Origin of the sequence: Erwinia oleae (genome assembly GCF_000770305.1) — a bacterium.
Classification (GTDB): domain Bacteria; phylum Pseudomonadota; class Gammaproteobacteria; order Enterobacterales; family Enterobacteriaceae; genus Erwinia; species Erwinia oleae.
This window is the reverse complement of sequence record NZ_JNVB01000034.1, coordinates 21,814-45,017: the sequence shown is the minus strand read 5'-3', so window position 1 is coordinate 45,017 and position 23,204 is coordinate 21,814. Positions and strand designations below refer to the sequence as shown.

Sequence of the window (23,204 nt, the reverse complement as noted above, 5' to 3'; positions counted from 1 at the left end):
GCCACGCACCCTGCGCCGAGTTACCGTTCAGGCTGTTTTGCTGTTCAAGCGAAGCGGCCTGCCGGGTCAACTGATACATCTCGTTATTGAGCTTACTCACTTCACTATGCAGCTGATTTAATTCCGGCTGCTTTTGCGGAGAGACGCATCCCGCCAGCAACAAAATAATCGGTAACGGATAAAACCGGCTTAATGCTCTGCTTGCCATAGCCTGAACGCTCTCCTGAATGACTTAATCAGGAATACGCAGCGTCTGGCCCGGATAGATCTTGTCCGGATGCGACAGCATTGGCTTGTTGGCTTCGAAAATTTTGTTGTACTTGCTGGCATCGCCATACACTTCTTTTGACACCGCGCTCAGGGTATCGCCCTTTTTCACCGTATAAAAACGCGCTTCTTTTGCAGGTTCAGCGACGTTTACATTGTCTTCCACCGCGGTGATGCCGGCGACGTTACCCGCAGCCACAAGGATTTTCTCTTTCAGTTCCTGAGAAATGGCATCGCCAGTAATCGTGGCTTTGTCATTTTCAACCTTTACGTCAACTTTATCGCTGCCGGGAAGACCCAGTTTGGTAATGTGCTCCTGAAGCTTTTTAGACTGATCGTGAGCCTCACCGGTGACGCTGTCCCACAACTTTTCACCCGCTTCTTTTACAAAATTAAATAATCCCATATATCCTCCTGTTAATCCCCGATTAGGGAAGAAATTAAGCTAAAAGCAACAGGAACTATAGCGGATAAATAATATTTGCGCCTTCAGACGCGCTCTGAAAGTCTACAGGTAAGCATTACGCGAGTCGGGCCGCAAATATGCCGCATATTATTTTGTTGCCAGCCACTTCGCGTTACACTATCCGTCACTTTCATGAATACTCAGGGATCATCATGCATTGCCCGTTCTGTTCAGCCGTGGATACTAAAGTGATCGATTCCCGCCTGGTGGGCGAAGGAACCTCGGTACGTCGTCGTCGCCAGTGCCTGGTGTGTCATGAGCGTTTCACCACGTTTGAAGTTGCCGAGCTGGTTATGCCGCGGGTGGTGAAAAGCAATGATATTCGCGAACCCTTCAATGAAGACAAGCTTTGTAGCGGAATGTTGAGAGCCCTGGAAAAGCGCCCCGTCAATTCAGAAGACGTGGAAAACGCCATCAGCCACATTAAAAGCCAACTGCGTTCAACCGGCGAACGCGAAGTGCCCAGTAAAATGATCGGTAACCTGGTAATGGATGAGCTGAAAAAGCTCGATAAAGTCGCCTACATCCGCTTCGCTTCGGTTTATCGCAGCTTTGAGGATATTCGTGAATTTGGCGAAGAGATCGCCCGCTTACAGGACTGACATATGCGCGATGAACATTATATGGCGCGCGCCCTTGAGCTGGCGCGCCGTGGACGCTTTACGACCTCGCCAAATCCCAACGTCGGCTGCGTGATCGTTCATAACGGCAATATTGTCGGCGAAGGCTATCATTTTCGTGCAGGCGAACCTCATGCTGAAGTTCACGCGCTGCGCATGGCGGGCGACCGCGCCCGCGGCGCCACGGCCTATGTGACGCTTGAACCGTGCAGCCATCATGGGCGCACGCCGCCGTGCTGTGATGCGCTGATTGCCGCCGGCGTCGGGCGGGTCGTGGTGGCGATGCAGGATCCCAATCCGCAGGTGGCTGGTCGCGGCCTTTACCGTTTACAGCAGGCGGGTATCGAGGTCAGCCATGGCCTGATGATGCAGGAAGCCGAGGCGCTGAATCGCGGTTTTCTCAAACGGATGCGCACCGGGTTTCCTTTCGTACAGCTTAAAATGGGCGCGTCGCTTGATGGACGCACCGCCATGAGCAGTGGCGAAAGCCAGTGGATCACCTCTGCGGAAGCCCGTCGCGACGTGCAGCGGCTGCGTGCGCAAAGCTCGGCTATTCTCAGCAGCAGCGCCACCGTGCTGGCCGACGATCCGTCGCTGACCGTACGCTGGAACGAGCTGAGTGCCGACAGCCAGAGCGTCTTCTCCGAGGGCGATCTTCGTCAGCCGGTACGCGTTATTATCGACAGCCAGAACCGCGTGACGCCGCAGCATAAGATTATCAGTCAGCCGGGGCAAACCTGGCTGGCACGCCTACAGCCAGACGTGCAGCCCTGGCCGGAAGGCGTCGAACAGTTTACCGTACCGCTGCACAACGGCAGGCTCGATCTGGTGGCAATGATGATGTTGCTGGGGCGTCGTCAGATCAACAGCGTCTGGGTGGAAGCCGGGGCGCAACTGGGCGGCGCACTGATTTCCGCCGGCGTGGTGGACGAGCTGATCGTTTATCTGGCTCCGACATTATTGGGCGACGCCGCGCGCGGCCTGTGCCATCTGCCGGGTTTAACACAGCTTGCTGAGGCACCCGCATTTACTTTTCGTGATGTCCGCCAGGTTGGGGCGGATATACGGCTGACGCTTACCGCTTAAACGCAAACGAAAAGCGGAAGCAGACCGGCCGGGAATGTGATAGAATCCGCCCCCCTGCGGGGCCACAACTGAACCCTTGAAGGAAGATTATGAACGTTATTGAAGCTGCTGTTGCCACACCTGATGCGCGCGTTGCCATTGTCATTGCGCGTTTTAACAATTTTATCAATGACAGCCTGCTTAGCGGTGCCCTTGACGCGCTGAAACGCATTGGCCAGGTGAAAGATGAAAATATCACCGTGGTCTGGGTGCCCGGCGCCTATGAAATGCCAATGACGGCACGCGCGCTGGCTAAAGCGAACAAATATGACGCTGTCGTTGCGCTCGGCACGGTTATCCGTGGCGGCACTGCCCATTTCGAATACGTTGCGGGCGAAGCCAGTTCTGGCCTGGCCAGCGTGGCGATGCACAGCGACATTCCGGTCGCCTTTGGTGTATTGACCACGGAAAACATCGAGCAGGCCATCGAACGCGCCGGAACGAAAGCGGGTAACAAAGGGGCGGAAGCCGCGCTGACCGCACTTGAAATGATTAACGTATTGAAAGCTATCCACGCCTGATTTGTAAGGGGAATTTTGTGAAACCTGCTGCTCGCCGCCGCGCCCGTGAATGTGCTGTCCAGGCGCTTTACTCCTGGCAGTTATCTCAGAACGACATCGCTGATGTCGAATACCAGTTTCTGGCGGAGCAAGACGTCAAAGACGTTGATATCGGCTATTTTCGTGAGCTGCTTAATGGCGTTGCGACTAACAGCGACTATCTTGATGGCCTGATGAAGCCCTGGCTGTCCCGTCAGTTAGAAGAGCTGGGCCAGGTCGAAAAGGCCGTTTTGCGCATTTCACTTTATGAACTGAGCAAGCGTGCCGACGTGCCGTATAAAGTAGCTATCAACGAAGGCATTGAGCTGGCAAAAACCTTCGGCGCCGAAGACAGCCACAAGTTTGTCAACGGCGTGCTGGATAAAGCCGCTCCGCAAATCCGCCCCAACAAGAAGTAATCCTCCGAGGCCGTTTTCGCGGCCTCTGTCATTTTCAACTCTGGATTAGCCTATGGCATGTGGAGAATTCGAACTAATCACACGCTATTTTGACCGCGTGACCAGTTCCCGTCGTGATGTGGAAAAAGGCATTGGCGACGACTGTGCGTTACTGACGGTGCCTGAAAAGCAGATGCTGGCGATCAGTACGGACACGCTGGTTGAAGGCGTACATTTTCTGCGTGACATTCATCCTGCGGATCTGGGCTACAAGGCGCTGGCGGTAAATCTCAGCGATCTGGCGGCAATGGGCGCCGATCCGGCGTGGCTGACGCTGGCAATGACGCTGCCATCAGTCAATGAGGCCTGGCTGAAGGACTTCAGCGACAGCTTGTTCGAGCTGCTGGACTATTACGATATGCAGCTGATAGGTGGTGACACCACGCGCGGCCCGCTGAGCCTGACGCTGGGTATTCACGGCATGGTACCGGCAGGCAAAGCGCTGAAGCGTGCCGGTGCGCGACCGGGCGACTGGATCTATGTGACCGGGACGCTGGGTGACAGCGCGGCAGGCCTGGCGCTGTTGCAGCACCGCGTGAAAATCAGCGATCCTGCCGCGCATGAGGCCTTGATCAAGCGTCACCTGCGACCGATGCCGCGTATCTTGCAGGGGCAGGCGTTACGCTCGCTGGCCAGCGCGGCAATTGACATTTCAGACGGCCTGATTTCTGACGTTCAGCACATTCTTCGCGCCAGCGGCTGCGGCGCACGGATCAATATCGATGCGCTGCCGCTCTCGCCGGCCATGAAGCAGCATTTTGAATCTGAGCAGGCGCTTCGCTGGGCGCTGGCTGGCGGAGAAGATTACGAGCTGTGCTTTACCGTACCGGAAATCAATCGCGGCGCGCTGGACGTGGCGCTCAGCCATTTTGGCGTGCCTTTTACCTGTATTGGTCAGATGGCACCGCAGTCAGAAGGGCTGACGCTGCTACAGGATGGCAAACCAGTGGATATCGACCTGAAAGGATTTGACCACTTTGATCAGTGATAAATTTGTGGCAAAGAGCCGCCTGAAAATGAGCAATCCGTGGCATCTGCTGGCCACCGGTTTCGGTAGCGGGCTTAGCCCTTACGTACCCGGAACCGTCGGCTCGCTGGCCTCTCTGCCTTTCTGGTATCTGATGACCTTTCTGCCGGCGGACATCTACTCGCTGGTGGTTATGTTCGGTATCTGTATCGGCGTATATCTCTGCCATCGCACGGCAAAAGATATGGGTGTCCACGATCACGGCAGCATTGTCTGGGATGAGTTTATCGGCATGTGGATCACGTTGATGGCGATCCCGGTCAACAGTTGGCAGTGGGTGCTGGCGGGATTTGTGATTTTTCGCATTCTGGATATGTGGAAGCCGTGGCCAATCCGCTGGTTTGATCGTAATGTCCACGGCGGTATGGGGATCATGATCGATGATATCGTGGCGGGTATTATCTCAGCAGGCATCCTTTATTACGTCGGTCACCACCTGCTGTAATGAAAAGGCGACCACCGTCGCCTTTCTTTTATTCAAATCCAACCACGCTGTGAGGCTGATAGACGCTCTCCAGTTCAATAATTTCCTGGCGGGTCAGCGTCACCTCCACTGCCTTTACCAGATCCGCCAGTTGCTCTGCGCGCGATGCGCCGATGATGGGTGCGGTCACCGCCGGTTTCGCCAACATCCACGCCAGCGCGACCTGCGCCCGGCTGATGCCTTTATCTTCTGCGCTGCGCGCCACGCGTCCGGCAATCGCGCCGTCATTCTCCTCCGTAGTGGCGTAGAGCGTGCTGCCAAACTCATCGGAAACCGAACGGGCGGTCGTCTCTCCCCACGGTCGCGTCAGGCGTCCGCGCGCCAGCGGGCTCCAGGGGATCACCGCGATGTTCTCTGCCTGGCAAAGCGGATGCATTTCGCGTTCCTCCTCACGCTGGATCAGGTTGTACTGATCCTGCATGCTGGCGAAACGCGTCCAGCCATTAGCATCGGCCGTGTAGAGTGCTTTGGCGAACTGCCACGCATACATTGATGATGCGCCGATATGGCGCGCCTTGCCGGATTTCACCACGTCATGCAGCGCTTCCAGCGTCTCTTCCAGCGGCGTGTCGTAGTCCCAGCGGTGGATTTGTAACAGATCGACGTAATCCATGCCCAGCCGGCTCAGGCTGTCATCAACAGATTGCAGAATGTTTTTACGCGACAGACCGCCGGAGAGGTTGCTCATGGGAAAGTAAACCTTGGTGGCCACAACGATCTCATCACGACGCGCAAAATCCTTCAGCGCACGACCGACAATCTCTTCGCTGCTGCCATCGGAATAGCTGTTTGCGGTATCAAAGAAGTTAATGCCTGACTCCAGCGCCTGCCTGATCAGCGGGCGGCTGCTCTCTTCCGGCAGCGTCCATGCGTGGCGTCCGCGATCCGGTTCGCCAAAGGTCATGCAGCCCAGGCAAAGGCGGGAAACGGTCAGGTCGGTGTTGCCTAATGGAATGGTTTTCATGCTGGCTCCTGCTTATCGGTGTGCGGCCTTCAGGTCGATTTTGATAAGTAAGGATAGCAGGTGAAAGGCTTCCCGAAGAGGAAGCCCTGTGAGCATTATTGTGCCAGCCAGCGGCTGATTTGCTGCTCAATGCCTTCAGCATCCAGTTGATAGTCCTGACGGATCTCCTCCTGGGTGCCCTGCGGAATAAACTCATCCGGCAGGCCAATCGTCAGCACCGGCACCAGCATGCGCCGCGCCATCAGCGCTTCAATCACGCCGCTGCCCGCGCCGCCTTTGATGGTGCCTTCTTCTAACGTTATCAGAGCCTCATGGCTGGCGGCCAGCTCAGCAATCAGCGCGTCATCCAACGGTTTAACAAACCGCATGTCCACCAGCGTGGCGTTGAGCGATTCGGCAACGGCTTCTGCTTCCGGCAGCAGCGTACCGAAATTCAGGATCGCCAGTTTTTCGCCTTCACGTTTCATCACGCCCTTGCCTAACGGCAGCGATGCCAGCGGTTGCAGATCGGCGCCGGTACCGGTACCGCGCGGGTAGCGCACCGCGCTTGGCCCCTGCATATAGTGATACCCGGTGTAGAGCATCTGGCGACATTCGTTTTCGTTACTGGGCGTCATGATCACCATATTCGGGATACAGCGCAGAAATGCGATATCAAACGCGCCCTGATGCGTCTGTCCATCGGCCCCGACAATGCCGCCGCGATCGATGGCAAACAGCACTGGCAGCTTCTGGATGGCCACGTCATGGATAAGCTGATCGTAAGCGCGTTGCAGGAAGGTGGAGTAGATCGCCACCACGGGGCGATAACCGCCAATCGCCAGGCCGGCAGCGAAGGTGACAGCGTGCTGTTCGGCGATGGCCACATCAAAATACTGTCCCGGATAGTCGCGCGAAAAGCTCACCATGCCGGACCCTTCACGCATGGCAGGCGTTACCGCCATCAGTCTGGCGTCATCGGCGGCGGTTTCGCACAGCCACTCACCAAAAATTTTCGAATAGGTTGGCAGGCCGCCTGCGGATTTTGGCAGCAGGCCGCTGACCGGATCGAATTTTGGCACGGCGTGCCAGGTGATAGGATCCTTTTCCGCCGGGGCGTAACCCTTGCCCTTTTTCGTCATGATGTGCAGAAACTGCGGGCCTTTCAGGTCGCGCATGTTTTTCAGCGTACTGACCAGCGCAAGCACATCGTGTCCGTCCACCGGGCCGATATAGTTGAAGCCCAGTTCTTCAAATAGCGTGCCGGGCGCCACCATTCCTTTAAGATGCTCTTCGGTGCGCTTTACCAGCTCCTTAATCGGCGGCAGGCTGGTCAGCACTTTTTTGCCGCCTTCACGAAAGCGTGAATAGGTTTTGCCCGAGAGGATCTGCGCCAGACGGTTGTTCAGCGCGCCGACGTTTTCGGAAATCGACATTTCGTTGTCGTTGAGCACCACCAGCAGATCGGCTTTGATGTCGCCTGCGTGGTTCATGGCTTCGAAGGCCATACCGGCGGTGATGGCGCCGTCGCCGATGACGCAAACGGTGCGGCGACCCTGGTCTTCCTTACCTGCGGCCACGGCCATGCCAAGCCCTGCGCTGATAGAGGTGGAAGAGTGACCGACGTTGAGCACGTCATATTCGCTCTCGTCGCGCCATGGAAAGGGGTGTAAACCGTTTTTTTGCCGGATGGTGCCGATGCGATCGCGGCGTCCGGTCAGAATTTTATGCGGATAGGCCTGGTGGCCGACATCCCATACCAGATGATCAAACGGCGTGTTATAGACGTAGTGCAGCGCAACGGTCAGTTCGACCACGCCCAGCCCTGAAGCAAAATGCCCGCTGGAGCGGCTGACGCTGTCGAGCAGGTACTGGCGCAGCTCATCGCAGAGTTTTGGCAGGCTCTCTTTCGGAAGCAAACGTAATTCCGTTGCTTCGCTGGCCTTTGCCAGCGTTGGGTATTTCGCAGTATCAAAACTCATCAGAGACTCATTGTGGAAGTTATTTATCGCGTTCAATGATGTAACTCGCCAGCGCCTGAAGCGGGGCCGTGTCACAGGATTGCGCAGAAAGCTGTTCTAAAGCGCTCAGCGATTCATGGTAAAGATCGCGTGCTTTGGCCCGTGCGCCGTCCAGCCCCAGCAGTGCCGGATAGGTGCTTTTTCCCAGATCCTGGTCGGCGCCCTGACGCTTGCCGATAATCGCGGTATCGCCAACAACATCCAGAATGTCATCCTGCACCTGAAATGCCAGGCCGATGGCGTTGGCATAGCGATCCAGCGCCGGTAACGCAGCGCGGCCGCGTTCACCCGCGGCCAGCGCGCCGAGACGCACGGCGGAGCGGATCAGCGCGCCAGTTTTATGGCGGTGGATCTGTTCAAGAGCCGTAAGGTCAATCTGTCTGCCCTCAGCTGCCAAATCAAGTGCCTGTCCGCCGCACATACCACGCGCGCCGCTGGCCTGGGCCAGCTCGGCGATCATCGCAAGACGGCTTTCCGTGGATACATTCGGCATATCCGCCTCGGCAAGAATCGAAAAAGCCAGCGTTTGCAGCGCATCTCCCGCCAGAATGGCGGTGTCCTCGCCAAATTTCACGTGGCAGGTGGGTTGGCCGCGGCGCAGGCTGTCGTCGTCCATGGCGGGAAGATCGTCGTGGATCAGCGAATAGGCGTGAACGCATTCAACGGCGGCGGCGGGCGCATCAAGCGCGGTGCCATCGGCATCAAGCATTTCACCTGTCGCATAGACCAGAAACGGGCGCAGGCGCTTACCGCCCAATAGTGCACCGTACGCCATGGCCTCTAACAGCGGAGAATGCTGAAAAGGGAGCGGGGCGATAAACCGGGTAAGCGCCTGGTTTACGCGAGCGTGATGCGCGTTCAGAATGGCAGCAAAATCCATTACTCATTTTCCGGCGTAAAGGGCGACAGTTCTGCATCTTTATCATCGCTCAGCAGGATCTGCACGCGCTGCTCCGCCTGCTGGAGTTTTTGCTGGCCGGCACGCGCGAGCTGGACGCCGCGTTCAAATTCGCCAAGCGCCTCTTCAAGAGGAAGGTCACCGCTTTCAAGGCGAGAGACAATGTGCTCAAGCTGCTCAAGAGAGGTTTCAAAGCTGGCAGGCTGTTCGGCTTTTTTCGGCATAATAGCGTTACGTCTGGTTATTTTAATCGGCATGAAGTCATTCATGTTAGCCGACTCAATCCGATTAGCAAAATAATGATCCGCGCCGCCATTGAATAAGCAGTCAGCGGAAGAGTGTGGTAGACTCCCGTCCCGGAATGTAAAGGGCGAACGTCGCTTTGCAAAACATCAATTTTATCTGTCAGCGACAGATATTTCAGCACTTATCTTACTTAACGAACCCGTGCCGCCATGAAGTTTATTATTAAGCTGTTTCCTGAAATTACCATCAAAAGTCAGTCTGTTCGCCTTCGTTTTATCAAAATTTTGACCACCAACATCAGAAATGTGCTGAAGCATCTGGATGAGACGCTGGCCGTTGTGCGCCACTGGGATCATATTGAGGTGCGCTCAAAAGACGAAAGCAAACGCAGTGTCATCGTTGACGAACTGACGCGTATTCCCGGCATCCACCACGTGCTGGCGGTAGAAGACAGCGCTTATACGACCATGCATGATATTTTTGAGCAGGCGCTGGCGCTCAATCGCGAGCGAATTGAAGGGAAAACTTTCGCCGTGCGCGTTAAGCGCCGCGGTAAGCAAGACTTCAGCTCGCAGGACGTTGAGCGCTACGTTGGCGGCGGGTTGAATCAACACGTTGCCAGTGCGCAGGTCAGGCTCAACCGGCCGGAGGTGACGGTTAATCTGGAAATCGAAGACGATCGGCTGGTGCTGGTTACCGGACGTTTCGAAGGCATTGGCGGCTTCCCCATCGGCACACAGGAAGACGTGTTGTCACTGATCTCGGGCGGTTTCGATTCCGGCGTGTCGAGCTATATGCTGATGCGTCGCGGCTGCCGCGTGCACTATTGCTTTTTCAATCTGGGCGGCGCAGCGCACGAAATCGGCGTGCGGCAGGTTGCGCATTATCTGTGGCACCGTTTTGGTCGCTCCCATAAAGTGCGCTTCGTGGCGATCAATTTTGAGCCGGTGGTGGGCGAGATCCTGGAAAAAGTGGAAGACGGGCAGATGGGCGTGGTGCTGAAACGGATGATGGTGCGCGCGGCATCGCAAATTGCAGAGCGTTATGGCGTGCAGGCGCTGGTAACCGGTGAAGCGCTGGGCCAGGTCTCCAGCCAGACGCTGACCAACCTCCGCCTGATCGACAATGCTTCTGACACGCTGATTTTGCGTCCGCTGATCTCGCACGATAAAGAGCACATCATTAACCTGGCGCGGGAAATAGGGACAGAGGATTTTGCGCGCACCATGCCGGAATACTGTGGCGTGATTTCGAAAAGTCCAACGGTGAAGGCGGTAAAAGCCAAAATAGAAGAGGAAGAGCAGAATTTTGATTTTGCGATTCTGGACCGCGTGGTGCAGGACGCCACCAACGTGGACATTCGAACCATCGCGGAAGAGACGCAGCAGGAGGTGGCTGAAGTGGAAACCGTTGCGTCCTTCACCGCTAATGATGTGGTGCTTGATATTCGATCCCCCGACGAGCAGGACGATCGCCCGCTGGCGTTAGAGGATGTTGAGGTGAAAGAGCTGCCGTTCTATAAACTCGCTACGCAATTCGGCGACCTCGATCAGAACAAGACCTGGCTGCTTTACTGCGAGCGCGGCGTGATGAGTCGGTTGCAGGCGTTGTATTTGCACGAGCAAGGGTTTACGAACGTGAAGGTGTATCGTCCCTGATCATGACCGGTTTAAGCTATATTATGTAAAACCGGTTGATTGCCGTAATAAATGAGTAAGATAACTCAGTTTAGTTATAGCTACAGGTTTCGTCATTCGTGCAAAAAGGAAATATAAAAAATGTATAAATATACCAGGAAAACTCATTAGTACCTGGGTGTAATTATAACTTCCATTATTGATTTGTTTTTTCATTTGTCACCCTTGCTACTATAAATGTATTGTAAGCATCGGATAACGCATTGATGGCCGGAGTGACAACATCCTCTGCGGTAGGTTCACCTTTTAATAAGTTATATTGCGAGGACAGCGTCTGTGGTTCACTGCTATTGAATTTAAAAGATAAATCTTCGGAATGTGATGTAACTCGGACTTCACCATTTTTTTTGCTGAGCACAGCATAAGCAACCCCGAGCCTGGGGTTGTCTCTGACTGTTTTGGCCTGATTGTAATCAAAAGCATTAATGCCGGAATAGGGGGCGGGCTCGGGAATATGAGTGCTACCTGTTTGAGGAGAACTTTTTCCTAGATAATTTATAGTGCTGGAGTGATATTCAGAAAACAACTCTGGCAGTTGCTTGTTACTGAGTGCTTTATTTTCAAAAGAAGGTATTCTCGTACCTTTAAGAGAAAGGTGGGCTTGATAGATAGAATTAACGCCCTCACGACTGGTTAACCAGTTAGTATCTCCCGGATGCTGACCTGCATGATAAGCATAAAAGTACTTATGGTCTGTAGAAAATATCATTGTACAGCCACTTAATTGCCCGCCAGATATTATAACAGCGTTGCCTTCATGTAATGAGTCTAATGGTATTCTTATACCGACGCAGCCTGACTTACCATTAGAAAGTTTTATAAAATCCACGTTGCTGCCAATATCTCCGACTTGCCATTTCCCCATTCGAGGACCAGATGAAGGCTGCGAAGATAGCATATTTCCAGTAGCAGTAGCTATCCTGCCATGCAATTGTTGATTAGATTCTGAAAATTCGAAATTTCTGGGTTGCGACATATTAATATCTTTATCGATACGAATGTAATCAAATTTCGTTGCGATTGGAGTGGTATCCTCGGGATGCAGGAGACCTTTATTTCTTAATGCAGAATTTGGGTTTGTTAATAATTCCTCACTGACTCTTGTAGTGAAATTGTAATCTTTAAAATCCCATCTATTATCTTTAAGTATAAGTTCCACCGGTCTGCCATTAATATATACAGTAAATCTGTTTCTTGAGATGGGCGTTACCTGATAGAGAATTTTATCATGTAAAAGATAAGTATATCCCCCAACGCTGGCTAAACCATATTCGTTAATCGATTCAATACGTTCTGGGCTGATGTTGGTATGAAAAGCCGATGAATGAAGTATGGAACCCAGATTTTGCGCGACAGGACTTTCGAATTCAACTTTACTAATCTCGTTAAGAGGCGTGTTTGATATCATATGTAAATAATTTGATACTCTTTCAGGCGTCATTTTTAATTCGTTAAGCTCAAAAATACTGCGCTTAACAGCATTTATGTCATCTGCCAATTTTTCAGGTGGCTGTCGTCCAGCATTAAGAAAACGATCTTCCCTTGTAATCAAATTTCTTAACTCGAGATTTTTATTCTCGAGAAGTTCATCGACGGCACCTATCTTGATGAAATCGGCTTCATTGTTGATACGTTGAACATCTTTCTTATACATTGTAGCGATATGACGAGTAAAATTCTGTGGTACGTTCAGGTCATGAAAATCTGGATCGCGAATATATTGAGATTCAAGAAAGTTTCGGCCATCAGTAAATGCTATTTCATTTTTGGCGAGTGATAAACTGTTATAATCTTTCGTAATGACATAACTATTTGAAAGCTTGTCAGAGTTTTGTATTTTTCGACACCACTCCTCCCATGAGGTAATTAAAATTTTACCATTACGAGAGATTCTCCCCATAAACTGGTTAAAAGTGACATCGATGACCAACTCCTTTCCATCTTTACTGGCGAGTACTGCATAGTGATTCAGAGGAGCTGTATCAGAAACGTTTTTATAACTCAGGCAGCCCACCACTTTAGTTTTATAACCATAATTATCAAGCATGTTAATAGTCCTTAGCGCCGCCTGGTCACATTGTCCTTCAGGCAATTCTGCATATCTTTTTAGGGTTATATCTGTATCTATTTCGCGAGGTAAAAATTTTATTGCCTCATTAATTTCATCATCAGACATTTCATCTATAAATTTTAAGTCGCTGTAGTCTTCGGGGACATAAGCTGTGGGGGGGGCGTCAACCTTTCTGGGCACATTGTTAGCACGAATAAAGGAAATTTCATCGGAGTTCGGGGCTTTGAATCTCCTTATAATATTACGCGTTTTTTTGTAAGTAAAAGAGGCCGGGGTAATAAATGGAGCTAACGGATTAAATGTTTCCGCCGAAAATTGAATAAAACTGGCGGCAACTTTTTCCATATTTGGTAGTTTTTTGATAATTTCAGGCAGACTGTGTTTTAAAATTTCTCGATATAATGCTTTTCCTTTAAAAACCTTACCTGATGCAAGTAACGATTTTTTTGTATTTTTAAATATTGCGCTAAGAGATTTGGCTGATTTATAGGCAACGGATGCTGCGGTTAAACCCAATGAGACTGCTACATCAGCGATGTCCCAGGCCATGTCTGCCGCACTTGGATTATAATCTTCATCAAGGATTTTACGTTTGATAACATTATAAAATGGAATGAGTCCAAGAATTTGGTTAAAAGGTGTTGTTCTCCCGCTGTCTTTTAACTTGTCAGCCATTTTTTTATTAGTTTTTTCCATTGCACTGATAAAAAATTCTGCAATAGTTTTATCTGTTTGATTTTCGCTTTCGTATCTAACGAGCATCGAATAACCATAATTACCTTTGAATCCTAAGTTAGAATCTATAATTTCTTTAGAAGAAAACCCTGTATATTTATTGTAAATTTCGTCAATTATAATGTAAGGGTCAAAATAAGGTTTTTCATCAGGAGAGTCATTTGCAAGTTGCGATAAATTAGAAGCCAGGGGTGAATGTGCGAATAATTGTTTGATTATTGGTGCGTCGGCCAGAGTAGATATTAGATAAACTTTATTATTTTTCATTCTGACAATTTTTATATAGCCATCTAAATCATATGTTGCATTTGACCCGGGTTGTAAAGAACGCAAACGAATTTTATATGTAACTGAGTTTTTTGGTTCGTCAATCAGAGTATTATAAGGGATATCTTCATTGTCCGCATAAAATCGCAGCATATTATAAGCATCGTTCTTAGCCTCTATCCTGGCGTATTGTTGTTTGTAATTATTAATGACTCGATAAAAACTTTGCTCTGTAGTGCTGTAGGTGTTCGCCTCCCTGGTAATCTGCTCAAGAGGGATGAAACGGACATGTGATTCTGGCAAAACTTTATAAGCTAACATGGCATTAGATAAGTATGAAATATCGAAATTATCCCAGTCTTGAATGCTAACAGTGCTCATAGCATCGTTAAAAGAATTTTTACCAGTACTAAATCCTATAAGATATTTTGAAAGAATATACTCTTTTGCTTTTACATAATTAGTAAGTTTTACCTTAACTGGATTAAATTTTTCATCGACGTTGCCTGTGAAATCGTTAAAATAATCAAGATACTCTCTGTCGGATAAATTAGCATTAAAATCCTTTGTGAATTTTTTTGCTGCCTCAATTTTGAATGGTTTTTCGATATCGGCAATACTTTTTTTACCTATAAATTTTATTGTTTCGTGAAATGTTTGACTTGGATTTGAATCATTAATTAACAAAAGTATGCTTCTTAATCTTTCCATGTAGGTAGTTATCTCATTGATTTTTTGTGTCATAAGTAAAATAAGAGCATACTGTTGATATCCAGATTTAATGTCAGTCATATTGTTTGCGAATAAATTAGAAATATCTTTCTTATCTTTTAAGAGATCATTTAACGCACTCTGATATGCATTAAATTGTACGTTGTAACTTGGTTTCCATTGGGAATTATAAAGAATGGATAGTTGACTGGTGTCATAATCACTAATTATGCTTTCGTGTGTCTTATTATATTTACCCCATAGTTTTTTGTAAGTATCCCAGTCGCTATTATTTCTATTGTATATCGCCGATTGATTGGCATCCTTATATTCAAGAAAGTCATCTTCTGCCATTTTAATGAGTTGATTATAGGGTATTTCTTTTGCCTTTTCTATTTGATGATGAGTGTGTTTAGCCAATTGGTGAATTTCGTAAAGTGTAGGATTGTCATTTTTAAATAAATTATTTATTCTAATTTCTCTGGCTTTGAAAATATCATTTTCATATGGGGTTAAATCTCTTGATTTATTTAATTGATTTTCTTTTGCTGCGTTCATTATACTTTTTTTGAAGTTACCCTGGTAATATAACGTTTCTTTAAGAAAGTTAGGTAAGGTTTCACTTGTTGATATGATTTTTATTTCATCTAATCCGAAAACTTTAACTCCGGCTAATTTATTATATTCTTCTATGTTATTTGATGGATTTAAAAAGGCAAAGAATTCTGGAGAATTAAGCATTCTGGATATATATTTATAATTTTGAGTGTTTTTTATGTTTTGAGTTACCCTGTCAAAATTACTATAATAACCTAGCTGGGTGTAGCACTTGTCAATATATATAATCTCCGCGAGCATATCTTCTGTTGGTACTGAAGGAGATGAACGTCTATTGAATGCTTCTATATTATCGCTGATGTCTTTTTTCAAAACGTAAATAAGATAGGAGGTCAGGCTCTTAATATATTCGTATTCAGAATCAGCACTGTTAGCTTCAAGTTTCTTGCTTTTATATCTCGTTAATAACGTAGTTATATATGCATTGTCATTGTTATTCCAAATATCAAATTTTTCATTTATTTTTTGATAATCAGTTTTGACTGAGGAAGAAGAAGTATAATAAGAATCAGTCAGGCCGCGTTTTATCCGGTTAGATGTCTTGTTGTCAGTATTTAATAGAGTATTATTGCTGCGTCTTTCGATAGTGGATGAATCATCTTCCTCTGCTGGCGTATATATCTCATCTGATGAAGTGCTGGCATTATAATTTTCCAACGTTTTTTTATATTTTGGTGATGTTGCTGAATCATCTAAATTTTCCAAAAATTCATAAAATTTTTCCTCATAGTAATTACGCATTGCAGCGGATACACCAGCATAGCCGCCTTGACAAATAAGTTCCTCGGAGATATCTAATGCTTTTTTTCTAAGTGTTTTTTTAACAGTGTATGATTTATCTTTATACATTCGTCGCATGGTTAACAACGTGGCGGTACTCAATGCGGCAACTGGGGAAATAGACATCGTCAGCCTGTATGCTGCTTTGCCTATTTCCTGATTCAGGATTTTTCTTTTTATATGCTTTGGCTCTGGCTGTCCTACTTTTATGCCCTTATTAATTTCCCCATAAGCAATATGAATCTTTGCACCAGTTTTAATACCTCGGACGGTTACACGCACAGGAAAAAAAGCAGCACTGGTCAATATTTTAACTCCCCTAAATGCCAATGATATTGAACCGGTCACGATCTTTTTTTCTGCCCAATTACGAATATCCTCCGGTACGCTACGGGATCCTGCCAAAATTTCCTCCGGTGTAGCGGGATAAACGAGATTATTATCGGCTGCTTGTTTTAAAGCGAGTTTTACCCTTTTCAGGAACCTCTTTGATTCAGGATCAGTATTCTTTGAAAAAAGGTTTTTATTTTGTTGTATAATATTCAGTAATGCGTGATCGAAATTTTCAGCAGATGTGTTCCTGTCAGTCTCTTTTCTGGTCAGCAGATAACTCTGTTTAAGTTCCTGTCCCCATTCGCCTATGCCGCGTGCAAGCATACCGCCGCGAGAAAAATTATTAAGTAACGATCCTGTTGTGCCGTAAACAGAAGCCTTTATAGATAATTTTATTTTACTTAGAGCTAGCAACCATTCTGGTATTTTTTCTTGCAGTTCCTTACCTCCACTGTATCCATGCTCAGCAAGCCGAATAACCGAGGCCTGAAGCACACGTGCTATTGTCGAAAGCTTTTCGATGGCTTGTGCCATTGCACGATCATAGTGTTCAGTAGCTTCCGTTCTTTCTGAAATGTTATCTTTTAACGTTGATCTCAATTCTGAAAGTAAGCGCCGCTCCTCTTTTTCCTGTGCCAACTGGATTATTGGATCAATAATTTCCTGTAACCTTTTGCTGGATTTTTCTTTTAGGTTCTCCCAACGTATTGCTTCCTGTTCCAATTGCTTATCAAGTTGTTTAGTAAGTTCCGGTGATGCAACATGTAACAGCGTGGATTTCTTTACCCGGTCATATTGTTTTACAGCATGCTGTAGAGGCAAGGTAGATGCGGGTAATAATTTCAAAATTCGTTCCGTTTGTTGAATTTTTTCCAATAACTCTAGCGCCGTATCCTGAATTGTTGTATTTACATTTTCTGAGTTTGAGGGAGAGAAAAGTTTATTGTCAATCCATGATACGCTCTTGAAAGCTTTATTTTCCGCTTTTGATATAATGTACGAACTTGTTATTTTTATTTTTTTCCCTAACTCTTTAATTTCATCAGTGAATTCTTTTTGATCCTGATCCTGATCCTGATCCTGATTTTCAGGTTCAATCATATACTTAATTTTCTGTAGTAACAGGTAGGATTTACTAAGTGCTTCTGATATTGGAAGGATAGCGCGGGCTATTTTTATATGAATGGGTTCATTGGAAGTGGTTTTTTTTCTAACAGCTTGTATCAGTGGATTTCCCGCGAAGATATCAGGGTTGAGTGCGGGGTCAACGGCGTGAAGGTGTTGGCTGTAATGCTTATAGTTTAAGTTCCAGTAAGTGAATTGCTGAGAGGAGGTATAATGCTCAGATCCGATTTTATGCTGAGCCACAATTTTCTCTTTTGCATATACACGAAAATCTCTTGCTGCGGATAATATCTTTTCAGACGTGTTATTAATATATTCAGTAATCCTCTGGCGTGTGTCAAAACTTTCTGCAAGCAATGAATTTTGTAATTGAGAAAACTTTTTATATTCTGCTGTTAATATATTACTTTTGGAAAATAATAAACCTTCAAGCCTCTGCTTTTTTTGCTCGTCAGTGCGCTGAATAAAATGGCTTGCAATTACAGGAGAAAAGACTTCTTCATCAGTAATTTTTTTAAATGTTCCTGAAACCAAGATCTCGCTGTATGTTTTACCTTTATCATAAACCTCTTCTTGCCACTTAAGTGGAGAGAGTTTTTCCGCAACTTTTATAGTTTCAAGCGCGAGAGTACTATATTTTATTGCTTCGTTAGCTTGTTGTACTGCCTCTTGCTGTTCAGGAGATGAGGGATGATCTTTCTGCATCAAATATATTAAGGTTGAAATAAATTTCTGTACAGGCTCTCTAACTGTATTTTCTCCCTGAGACAGCGTTCCTGTTTGTGAACTATCTAACATCTTTTGAAGATTCACAAGGGCTGTGTTGTTCAGTTTGGCAATATTATAGCCTTTATCACGAAATTCTATAAAATCTGGTAATTTTTTTTCAAATTCAGCCTGAATAATTTCTTTTAAATTATCATTTTCAGGATCAATAAACAAGTCCTCGGCTTCGGAGAAAGTCTGTACATGCTCTATAGGTTGTTGATTTTTAGCTAACGGATTTGTTGGGTTATTTAATATGTTCATTTTAGGGGGGGGCGAATAATTTTCATCAATGAATATATCGTCAAGTCCTGTATCAGAATTACAAAAGGAGGTAATTTTTTCTATTTCTTTTTCTGATTCTGATGATGTTTCGCTAACTTTTTCGTAATAAGGCATGATGAAATTCCTTGCAAGTTGTCATGATGAGATAACACGGGTTAATATCTGATTTATTACTAATTCAGTCAAAATAAATATTACGTATTACGTATGTTTAGGTTGTATATTTTTTCTGTTCTGTTCTGTTCTGTTCTGTTCTGTTCTGTTCTGTTCTGTAATGTAAAGCTATAGTATATCTAGCCAGGCTAAATCAATGTCATCCACATCGGTAATAAATAAGGGGTTAATGTTTATTTCTGGTAGTAATATCCCTCCAGATTTCCAGTTGTTTAGTGTTTCATCTATTTTTTTCTTAAGGCTACCTGGAGCAAAACCTGTTAATTTTAGTGCAAATGACATTTCCTCGCTTTCCGCTTCGTGCATTGTTTTTTTCACGTTAATATAAAATCGTGCAAGATTTTGTTGTACTTCTTTATCGCCACCTAATTCTACAGCAAGCTGGGTTTTTAACAAATCACTTAATACCCTGTTCTCCACTGAAGAAGCCTGAACTATACTATTGTTGATATGTTTGACTATTGCGATAGTCGGGCTGTCATCCAGCTTGAATGGCGCGGTAATGGAGCAGGCCAGTGAAAGGCGCGGACGGTTGCCCAACGATTGCCAAAAATTCCCAAGGCTGTTCAGGTTCTCCTGCGGTGGAATTATTCGCGTATAAGCACCGGGCATATCGGGGAGTTCTCGATTATTCAATAATGATTGCATTACCAGCGTAATAACCTGTACGGCCTGATTATCCGGCTGGCTGTCTGGCCCTTGGCCATCCGTTGAGTTTTCCTGAGGTGGCCAGTAGGTTATCAGGTAATTACAGTTAAGATGGATGGTTCTTGGCTGCATTTTTCCTGATGCGGCATGATAACGTCCACTTTCCGTCTGACGCATTTGTAAGTCTTCATGGACATCGTAAAGAAAAATACTCAGTGTGGCATTTGCCTGCGTGGTATTCACGTCCGGCATATCAAAACGAATATCGACGACGCTGTCATTGTTGGGATCGAGCCGCGACTTAATTGCGGCAAGTAGCGCCTGGTTAATTTCAATTAGCGTGTTGGAGGAGGCGTTAATAATTGACATGATAAACTCCGCATAAGAGGAAAATGATTATTCTTTGGTCGGTAACAGGGAAGGGCGTCCGGCTTTGCCAAGCTCTCTTTTTAACGCCAGCTCAAGATGATGTTGACTGACAACATCCGCCTTGTCTGCTTTTGCCAGAATCGCGGCAAGCAGCGCGATATTACGTATATTCGCGCCGGTAAGATTTCCGTTATTAGTTAAAATAGAAGGATTGATATCGTCAGCCAGCGGCAGGTTCGCAGGCCAGATGCGTTGCCACATCGTTGCGCGCAAAGCAGCATCCGGATAGGTAAAGCGAGTAATGAAGGTAAACCGTCGGTTGAAAGCGCTATCGAGGTGGTTACGGTTATTGGTCGCGAGGATCACCAGTCCCGGATAGCTTTCAAGCCGTTGTAACAGATAAGAGACTTCAATATTAGCATGGCGATCATGCGCATCCTTGCTCTCAGTGCGTTTACCAAACAGCGCGTCTGCTTCATCGAAAAACAGCACGCCGCTGTCTTCCGCTGCCAGATCGAATATCCGCGCCAGATTTTTTTCTGTCTCACCGACAAATTTATTCACCACCGTTGAGAGATCAACTTTAACCAGATCGGTATTAAGCTGAGCCGCCAGAACTTCCGCTGCCAGGGTTTTCCCTGTGCCAGATTCACCGTAAAAAAGCGCACTGACACCCAGTTTACCGGCCAGCTTGCGTGAAAAGTACCGTTCAGAAACATCTTCGCGATAGGTAATTGCCGCAACGATCTCCTTTAACTGCTGCATAATTCCGGGTGCTAATACTAAATCGTCAAAGGTACGTTTTGGCGAGATACGCTGGGCCAGCTTGCCAAAGTTTTTCTGCGATCTAAAATTGAGTGCCTGAATAAGGTCTTCTTTTCCGGGCACCGAGCCGCCGTCGCGTATCAGACGGTAATTTGCCGCTTCGTTCAGAATCTGCGGCAGCAGATGTGGATAAAAAGTATAACGCTGGCCCAGCGCATCTAAATTCAGATTTTTTTTAAGTCCCGCAGGGAGCTCGCATTTAAGCATGGCGGTTTTCTCACTCCCCGATGGCGCTGTGAAGGGCAGGTGAATAACGCATTGATCCTGGAAAAGCCCCGCCAGCGTTGTGCTCTCTTCGCTGTGACACAAGATGGCCACGTGCAGTTTCAGCTCAGTTGTCGCCTGTGCCACACTTTTCAGTAGCTCGTCGTTCAGCTCGCTGTTATCAATGACCAGTAGCAGGCAGCCGTTATGGAGAGTGACCTCACGCAGGAATGAAACCAACCGCTCCTGAACCGTTGACTTTTCTTCTTTATTCAGATTGTCTAACTTCACCAGCAGCGTAGGAAGGCCACTTTCATTAAGCAGTAGGGTCATTGCCTGCGCGGCCGCGTCAGATGCGTTTCCTTCGATGATTAATACAGGTGGCGAATCGATATTCTCATCGTGAAAGGCAGGCCAGAGTAAAGGAAGGCTTTTTCGCATCGCAACAGGGGCCCAACTATTTTTATCTGCGTACAACCAGCGTGCGGATTGTCTCAACGAAGGATTTAGCTCACGTTCATTATGTAAGAACTGCCAGATACTGGGGTGAGTCATCATTTGAAAGGATTCGTCGCTAAGGTTTTCTTTCCTGCCGGTGACGAGGAGACTGTAGCGGAAAAGAGGAGACGAAACCTCAATGGCGCGTAATATCATGCGCCTTTCAAAAAGCGTTTGTGGCAGCATTTCCAGCAGCATTGCACCATTTATCTGCAAATGATTACCATTCTGGTGGAGTTGGGTAAATAGTTGCTGATAGTGCGGGCTTAATGTAGTTAGCAGACCGGCCAGTAGAATATCCCGCTCGGAGTCGGTGAGCGAAAAGCGCCGACAAAGCAGAGAAAGACGTTGACTGAGGGAGTCCGCATCCAGCGGCACCATATATGGTGGTGCAGCAGCAAGCCAGTGCGGTATACCCACTGGATTAGCCAGTCGATACTCAATTTCCCCTTCTGGCAACATAAAAGGGGCCAGCTCAGCGTTTGGATAATTACCTTTCTTGTAATAAAGCCGCGTCAACAGTAAATCGAGATGTTCCACGCGTTGATAAAAATCTGTATCCACTTCATCCAGCGGAACAGAGGGCCGTTTTTGCAGCATAGGTTTTACCCATAAGGTTGGACGGAAGGCCACTCGAGATAGAGTGGCGAGGTTAGCCAGGGGAAGGTGGCCAGTGTCAACGGCCACGGCAGATCGCGTAGTAGGACGTCCCAAGGTTCAGCATGAATAACCACGCGCGTTTGCGTTCTGTCATAGATGATTTCTCCCGAACGCTGAAGAAAAAGCTGTCGAATGTCGGTCAGGCTGAGTTTTTGCCAGGCGGGAAGCTGCTTACTGACGGCGCTTAACCAGTTATCAATGGTGCTCTGTTGTTCAACCGTGGGCGGTTCAGGCACTAGCTCTGCTCGTGGTAGTGGAATTCCGCAGAGCAGAAAATTAGCTGTCTGTCGTTCTTCAGTAATATCCTGATTGCCCCATGCCAGCCAGTCCAGGCAGATTGCTGCCTGCCTGCGTGATTCTTTGGTAATAAACTGCTGCTCATCTGTGAATTTTAGCAACGAAAACAGTTGAGGCAGCATTGGCCACAGGAGGAAAAGTCCGACGTTTCCTGCTACTAACGCGCTTTTTTCCTTTTTCGACGTTTGCGAGCGTAGCTTCTCTTCAGTCGCTGGAGACTTAAGCAAAGTACGTTTTGCACTTTTCTTAAAAACAGTTTCAGACCGAACACGCCGCTGAGTTGCTGCTGAAATATTTTGCAGCAGTAGAGTCTGCCAGTGGCTGGCAGGCGTTTTTTCCCGAAAAACCTCCTCAACTAACTCAACGGCGATCTCATTTGCTTCTATTGTCTGTGCAACTCGCTGTAGTAGGGCACGATCGGGCCGCTGCTCTTTCAACCAGTGCTCGCCTTGCGAAGAGTTTTGCAGCCAGATCAGCGCCATGATGAACAGCTGACTTTCCGATACCTCACCAATGTCCCGGGCAGTCATTGCATCCTGGGTAGCGTTGATAACCGGCAGATGTAACTGTTTCACCAGTACCTGGCGCTGGAAAGCGCTTTTGTTTTGCATCAATTGTCGCAGCGGCAAAGGATGCATACAGCGGATGGCCAGTTGAAATATCTCATCAGCCTGCGTATGGGACTCTCCAGACAAATTTTGCTGATGAAAGGGAATAAAAACACCTTCAGATCCTTTTAAGGCGATTTGATTTATATTATTTTGGAGCGTAGCGGTAAATAAAACATTTAATTCTTGTAATAGTCGTGAATAGAACTGCTCAGAGAAAAAATATGGGTTAATATTATCCAGGTTGATAACAAGAGAGGGCAGGTAAAGGGATAGTGACTCTGTTGTTATAGATGATTTTTGAAAAGTTTGATGCAGGCGCTCGCTGCAAATTGCCCCAGACTTTAAAAATTTTTGAGCTTGTGTTAATTGGGTAAAGGATAGACGGCAGGTGACGCGATCTATTGATATGTGTGTTGGCATGATTTTTCTCTTTTAAA

The 23,204-nt window shown here is 47.4% G+C and carries 17 protein-coding genes; 7 read left to right on the top strand and 10 right to left on the bottom strand.

Features of this window, described 5'->3' with window-relative positions; translation table 11 throughout:
* On the bottom strand, positions 1–208 hold a 208-nt coding region (locus GS12_RS12430; protein ID WP_034947420.1), incomplete at its 3' end, for a DUF3251 domain-containing protein.
* Positions 209–232: 24 nt separating this feature from the next.
* Positions 233–673, bottom strand: a complete 441-nt coding sequence (gene lysM, locus GS12_RS12425; RefSeq protein ID WP_034912738.1) for a peptidoglycan-binding protein LysM — start codon at positions 671–673, stop codon at positions 233–235.
* A 212-nt stretch (positions 674–885) separates the two neighbouring features.
* Here lysM and nrdR point away from each other — a divergent pair, with 212 nt between their 5' ends.
* From nrdR to pgpA, 6 genes are all read left to right on the top strand, one after another.
* Positions 886–1,335, top strand: a complete 450-nt coding sequence (gene nrdR, locus GS12_RS12420) for a transcriptional regulator NrdR (protein ID WP_034912741.1) — start codon at positions 886–888, stop codon at positions 1,333–1,335.
* Between the two features lie 3 nt (positions 1,336–1,338).
* Positions 1,339–2,439: a bifunctional diaminohydroxyphosphoribosylaminopyrimidine deaminase/5-amino-6-(5-phosphoribosylamino)uracil reductase RibD gene (ribD, locus tag GS12_RS12415; RefSeq protein WP_034912743.1), complete on the top strand. Its 1,101-nt coding sequence runs from the start codon at positions 1,339–1,341 to the stop codon at positions 2,437–2,439.
* Between the two features lie 89 nt (positions 2,440–2,528).
* Complete coding sequence (gene ribH / locus GS12_RS12410; protein WP_034912747.1) at positions 2,529–2,999, top strand: 6,7-dimethyl-8-ribityllumazine synthase; 471 nt, start codon at positions 2,529–2,531, stop codon at positions 2,997–2,999.
* A 17-nt stretch (positions 3,000–3,016) separates the two neighbouring features.
* Positions 3,017–3,436, top strand: a complete 420-nt coding sequence (gene nusB / locus GS12_RS12405) for a transcription antitermination factor NusB (RefSeq protein ID WP_034912750.1) — start codon at positions 3,017–3,019, stop codon at positions 3,434–3,436.
* 52 nt (positions 3,437–3,488) lie between these two features.
* On the top strand, positions 3,489–4,463 hold the full coding sequence (thiL, locus tag GS12_RS12400; protein WP_034947416.1) for a thiamine-phosphate kinase: 975 nt from the start codon (positions 3,489–3,491) through the stop codon (positions 4,461–4,463).
* Positions 4,453–4,947 carry a phosphatidylglycerophosphatase A gene (gene pgpA / locus GS12_RS12395; protein ID WP_255350079.1) on the top strand — a complete coding sequence of 165 codons (495 nt, stop codon included), beginning with the start codon at positions 4,453–4,455 and terminating at the stop codon, positions 4,945–4,947. The genes thiL and pgpA overlap by 11 nt, the downstream gene beginning before the upstream one ends.
* Before the next feature lie 28 nt (positions 4,948–4,975).
* Here pgpA and GS12_RS12390 read toward each other — a convergent pair whose 3' ends face one another.
* The 4 genes from GS12_RS12390 to xseB form a co-directional block, all read right to left on the bottom strand.
* A complete protein-coding gene (locus GS12_RS12390; protein ID WP_034947413.1) occupies positions 4,976–5,950 on the bottom strand; it encodes an aldo/keto reductase in 975 nt (324 codons plus the stop codon).
* A 95-nt stretch (positions 5,951–6,045) separates the two neighbouring features.
* On the bottom strand, positions 6,046–7,911 hold the full coding sequence (gene dxs / locus GS12_RS12385) for a 1-deoxy-D-xylulose-5-phosphate synthase (protein WP_034947410.1): 1,866 nt from the start codon (positions 7,909–7,911) through the stop codon (positions 6,046–6,048).
* Between the two features lie 19 nt (positions 7,912–7,930).
* Positions 7,931–8,830: a (2E,6E)-farnesyl diphosphate synthase gene (gene ispA, locus GS12_RS12380; protein ID WP_034947407.1), complete on the bottom strand. Its 900-nt coding sequence runs from the start codon at positions 8,828–8,830 to the stop codon at positions 7,931–7,933.
* Positions 8,830–9,072, bottom strand: coding sequence for an exodeoxyribonuclease VII small subunit (gene xseB / locus GS12_RS12375; RefSeq protein ID WP_034918922.1), 243 nt, complete (start codon positions 9,070–9,072; stop codon positions 8,830–8,832). Before xseB ends, ispA begins: the two co-directional genes overlap by 1 nt.
* 231 nt (positions 9,073–9,303) lie before the next feature.
* Here xseB and thiI point away from each other — a divergent pair, with 231 nt between their 5' ends.
* Positions 9,304–10,752, top strand: a complete 1,449-nt coding sequence (gene thiI, locus GS12_RS12370; protein WP_034947404.1) for a tRNA uracil 4-sulfurtransferase ThiI — start codon at positions 9,304–9,306, stop codon at positions 10,750–10,752.
* Between the two features lie 175 nt (positions 10,753–10,927).
* Here the strand turns inward: thiI and GS12_RS12365 are convergent, their stop codons facing one another.
* The 4 genes from GS12_RS12365 to GS12_RS12350 all read right to left on the bottom strand — a co-directional run bounded on the left by GS12_RS12365 (position 10,928) and on the right by GS12_RS12350 (position 23,187).
* A complete protein-coding gene (locus GS12_RS12365; protein WP_034947402.1) occupies positions 10,928–18,595 on the bottom strand; it encodes a cytotoxic necrotizing factor Rho-activating domain-containing protein in 7,668 nt (2,555 codons plus the stop codon).
* A 168-nt stretch (positions 18,596–18,763) separates the two neighbouring features.
* Complete coding sequence (locus GS12_RS12360; RefSeq protein WP_034947399.1) at positions 18,764–19,672, bottom strand: DUF4255 domain-containing protein; 909 nt, start codon at positions 19,670–19,672, stop codon at positions 18,764–18,766.
* A gap of 27 nt (positions 19,673–19,699) precedes the next feature.
* Entirely contained in the window at positions 19,700–21,799 is a 2,100-nt protein-coding gene (locus tag GS12_RS12355; protein WP_052118445.1) for an ATP-binding protein, read from the bottom strand.
* Between the two features lie 5 nt (positions 21,800–21,804).
* Entirely contained in the window at positions 21,805–23,187 is a 1,383-nt protein-coding gene (locus GS12_RS12350; RefSeq protein ID WP_034947395.1) for a contractile injection system tape measure protein, read from the bottom strand.
* Positions 23,188–23,204 lie beyond the last annotated feature (17 nt).

What these genes read in the sequence shown, in the direction of transcription:
- lysM (WP_034912738.1), bottom strand. Translation starts at nt 673, where the DNA reads ATGGGATTATTTAATTTTGTAAAAGAAGCGGGTGAAAAGTTGTGGGAC.
- nrdR (WP_034912741.1), top strand. Translation starts at nt 886, where the DNA reads ATGCATTGCCCGTTCTGTTCAGCCGTGGATACTAAAGTGATCGATTCC.
- ribD (WP_034912743.1), top strand. Translation starts at nt 1,339, where the DNA reads ATGCGCGATGAACATTATATGGCGCGCGCCCTTGAGCTGGCGCGCCGT.
- ribH (WP_034912747.1), top strand. Translation starts at nt 2,529, where the DNA reads ATGAACGTTATTGAAGCTGCTGTTGCCACACCTGATGCGCGCGTTGCC.
- thiL (WP_034947416.1), top strand. Translation starts at nt 3,489, where the DNA reads ATGGCATGTGGAGAATTCGAACTAATCACACGCTATTTTGACCGCGTG.
- GS12_RS12390 (WP_034947413.1), bottom strand. Translation starts at nt 5,950, where the DNA reads ATGAAAACCATTCCATTAGGCAACACCGACCTGACCGTTTCCCGCCTT.
- dxs (WP_034947410.1), bottom strand. Translation starts at nt 7,911, where the DNA reads ATGAGTTTTGATACTGCGAAATACCCAACGCTGGCAAAGGCCAGCGAA.
- ispA (WP_034947407.1), bottom strand. Translation starts at nt 8,830, where the DNA reads ATGGATTTTGCTGCCATTCTGAACGCGCATCACGCTCGCGTAAACCAG.
- xseB (WP_034918922.1), bottom strand. Translation starts at nt 9,072, where the DNA reads ATGCCGAAAAAAGCCGAACAGCCTGCCAGCTTTGAAACCTCTCTTGAG.
- thiI (WP_034947404.1), top strand. Translation starts at nt 9,304, where the DNA reads ATGAAGTTTATTATTAAGCTGTTTCCTGAAATTACCATCAAAAGTCAG.
- GS12_RS12365 (WP_034947402.1), bottom strand. Translation starts at nt 18,595, where the DNA reads ATGCCTTATTACGAAAAAGTTAGCGAAACATCATCAGAATCAGAAAAA.
- GS12_RS12360 (WP_034947399.1), bottom strand. Translation starts at nt 19,672, where the DNA reads ATGTCAATTATTAACGCCTCCTCCAACACGCTAATTGAAATTAACCAG.
- GS12_RS12355 (WP_052118445.1), bottom strand. Translation starts at nt 21,799, where the DNA reads ATGCTGCAAAAACGGCCCTCTGTTCCGCTGGATGAAGTGGATACAGAT.
- GS12_RS12350 (WP_034947395.1), bottom strand. Translation starts at nt 23,187, where the DNA reads ATGCCAACACACATATCAATAGATCGCGTCACCTGCCGTCTATCCTTT.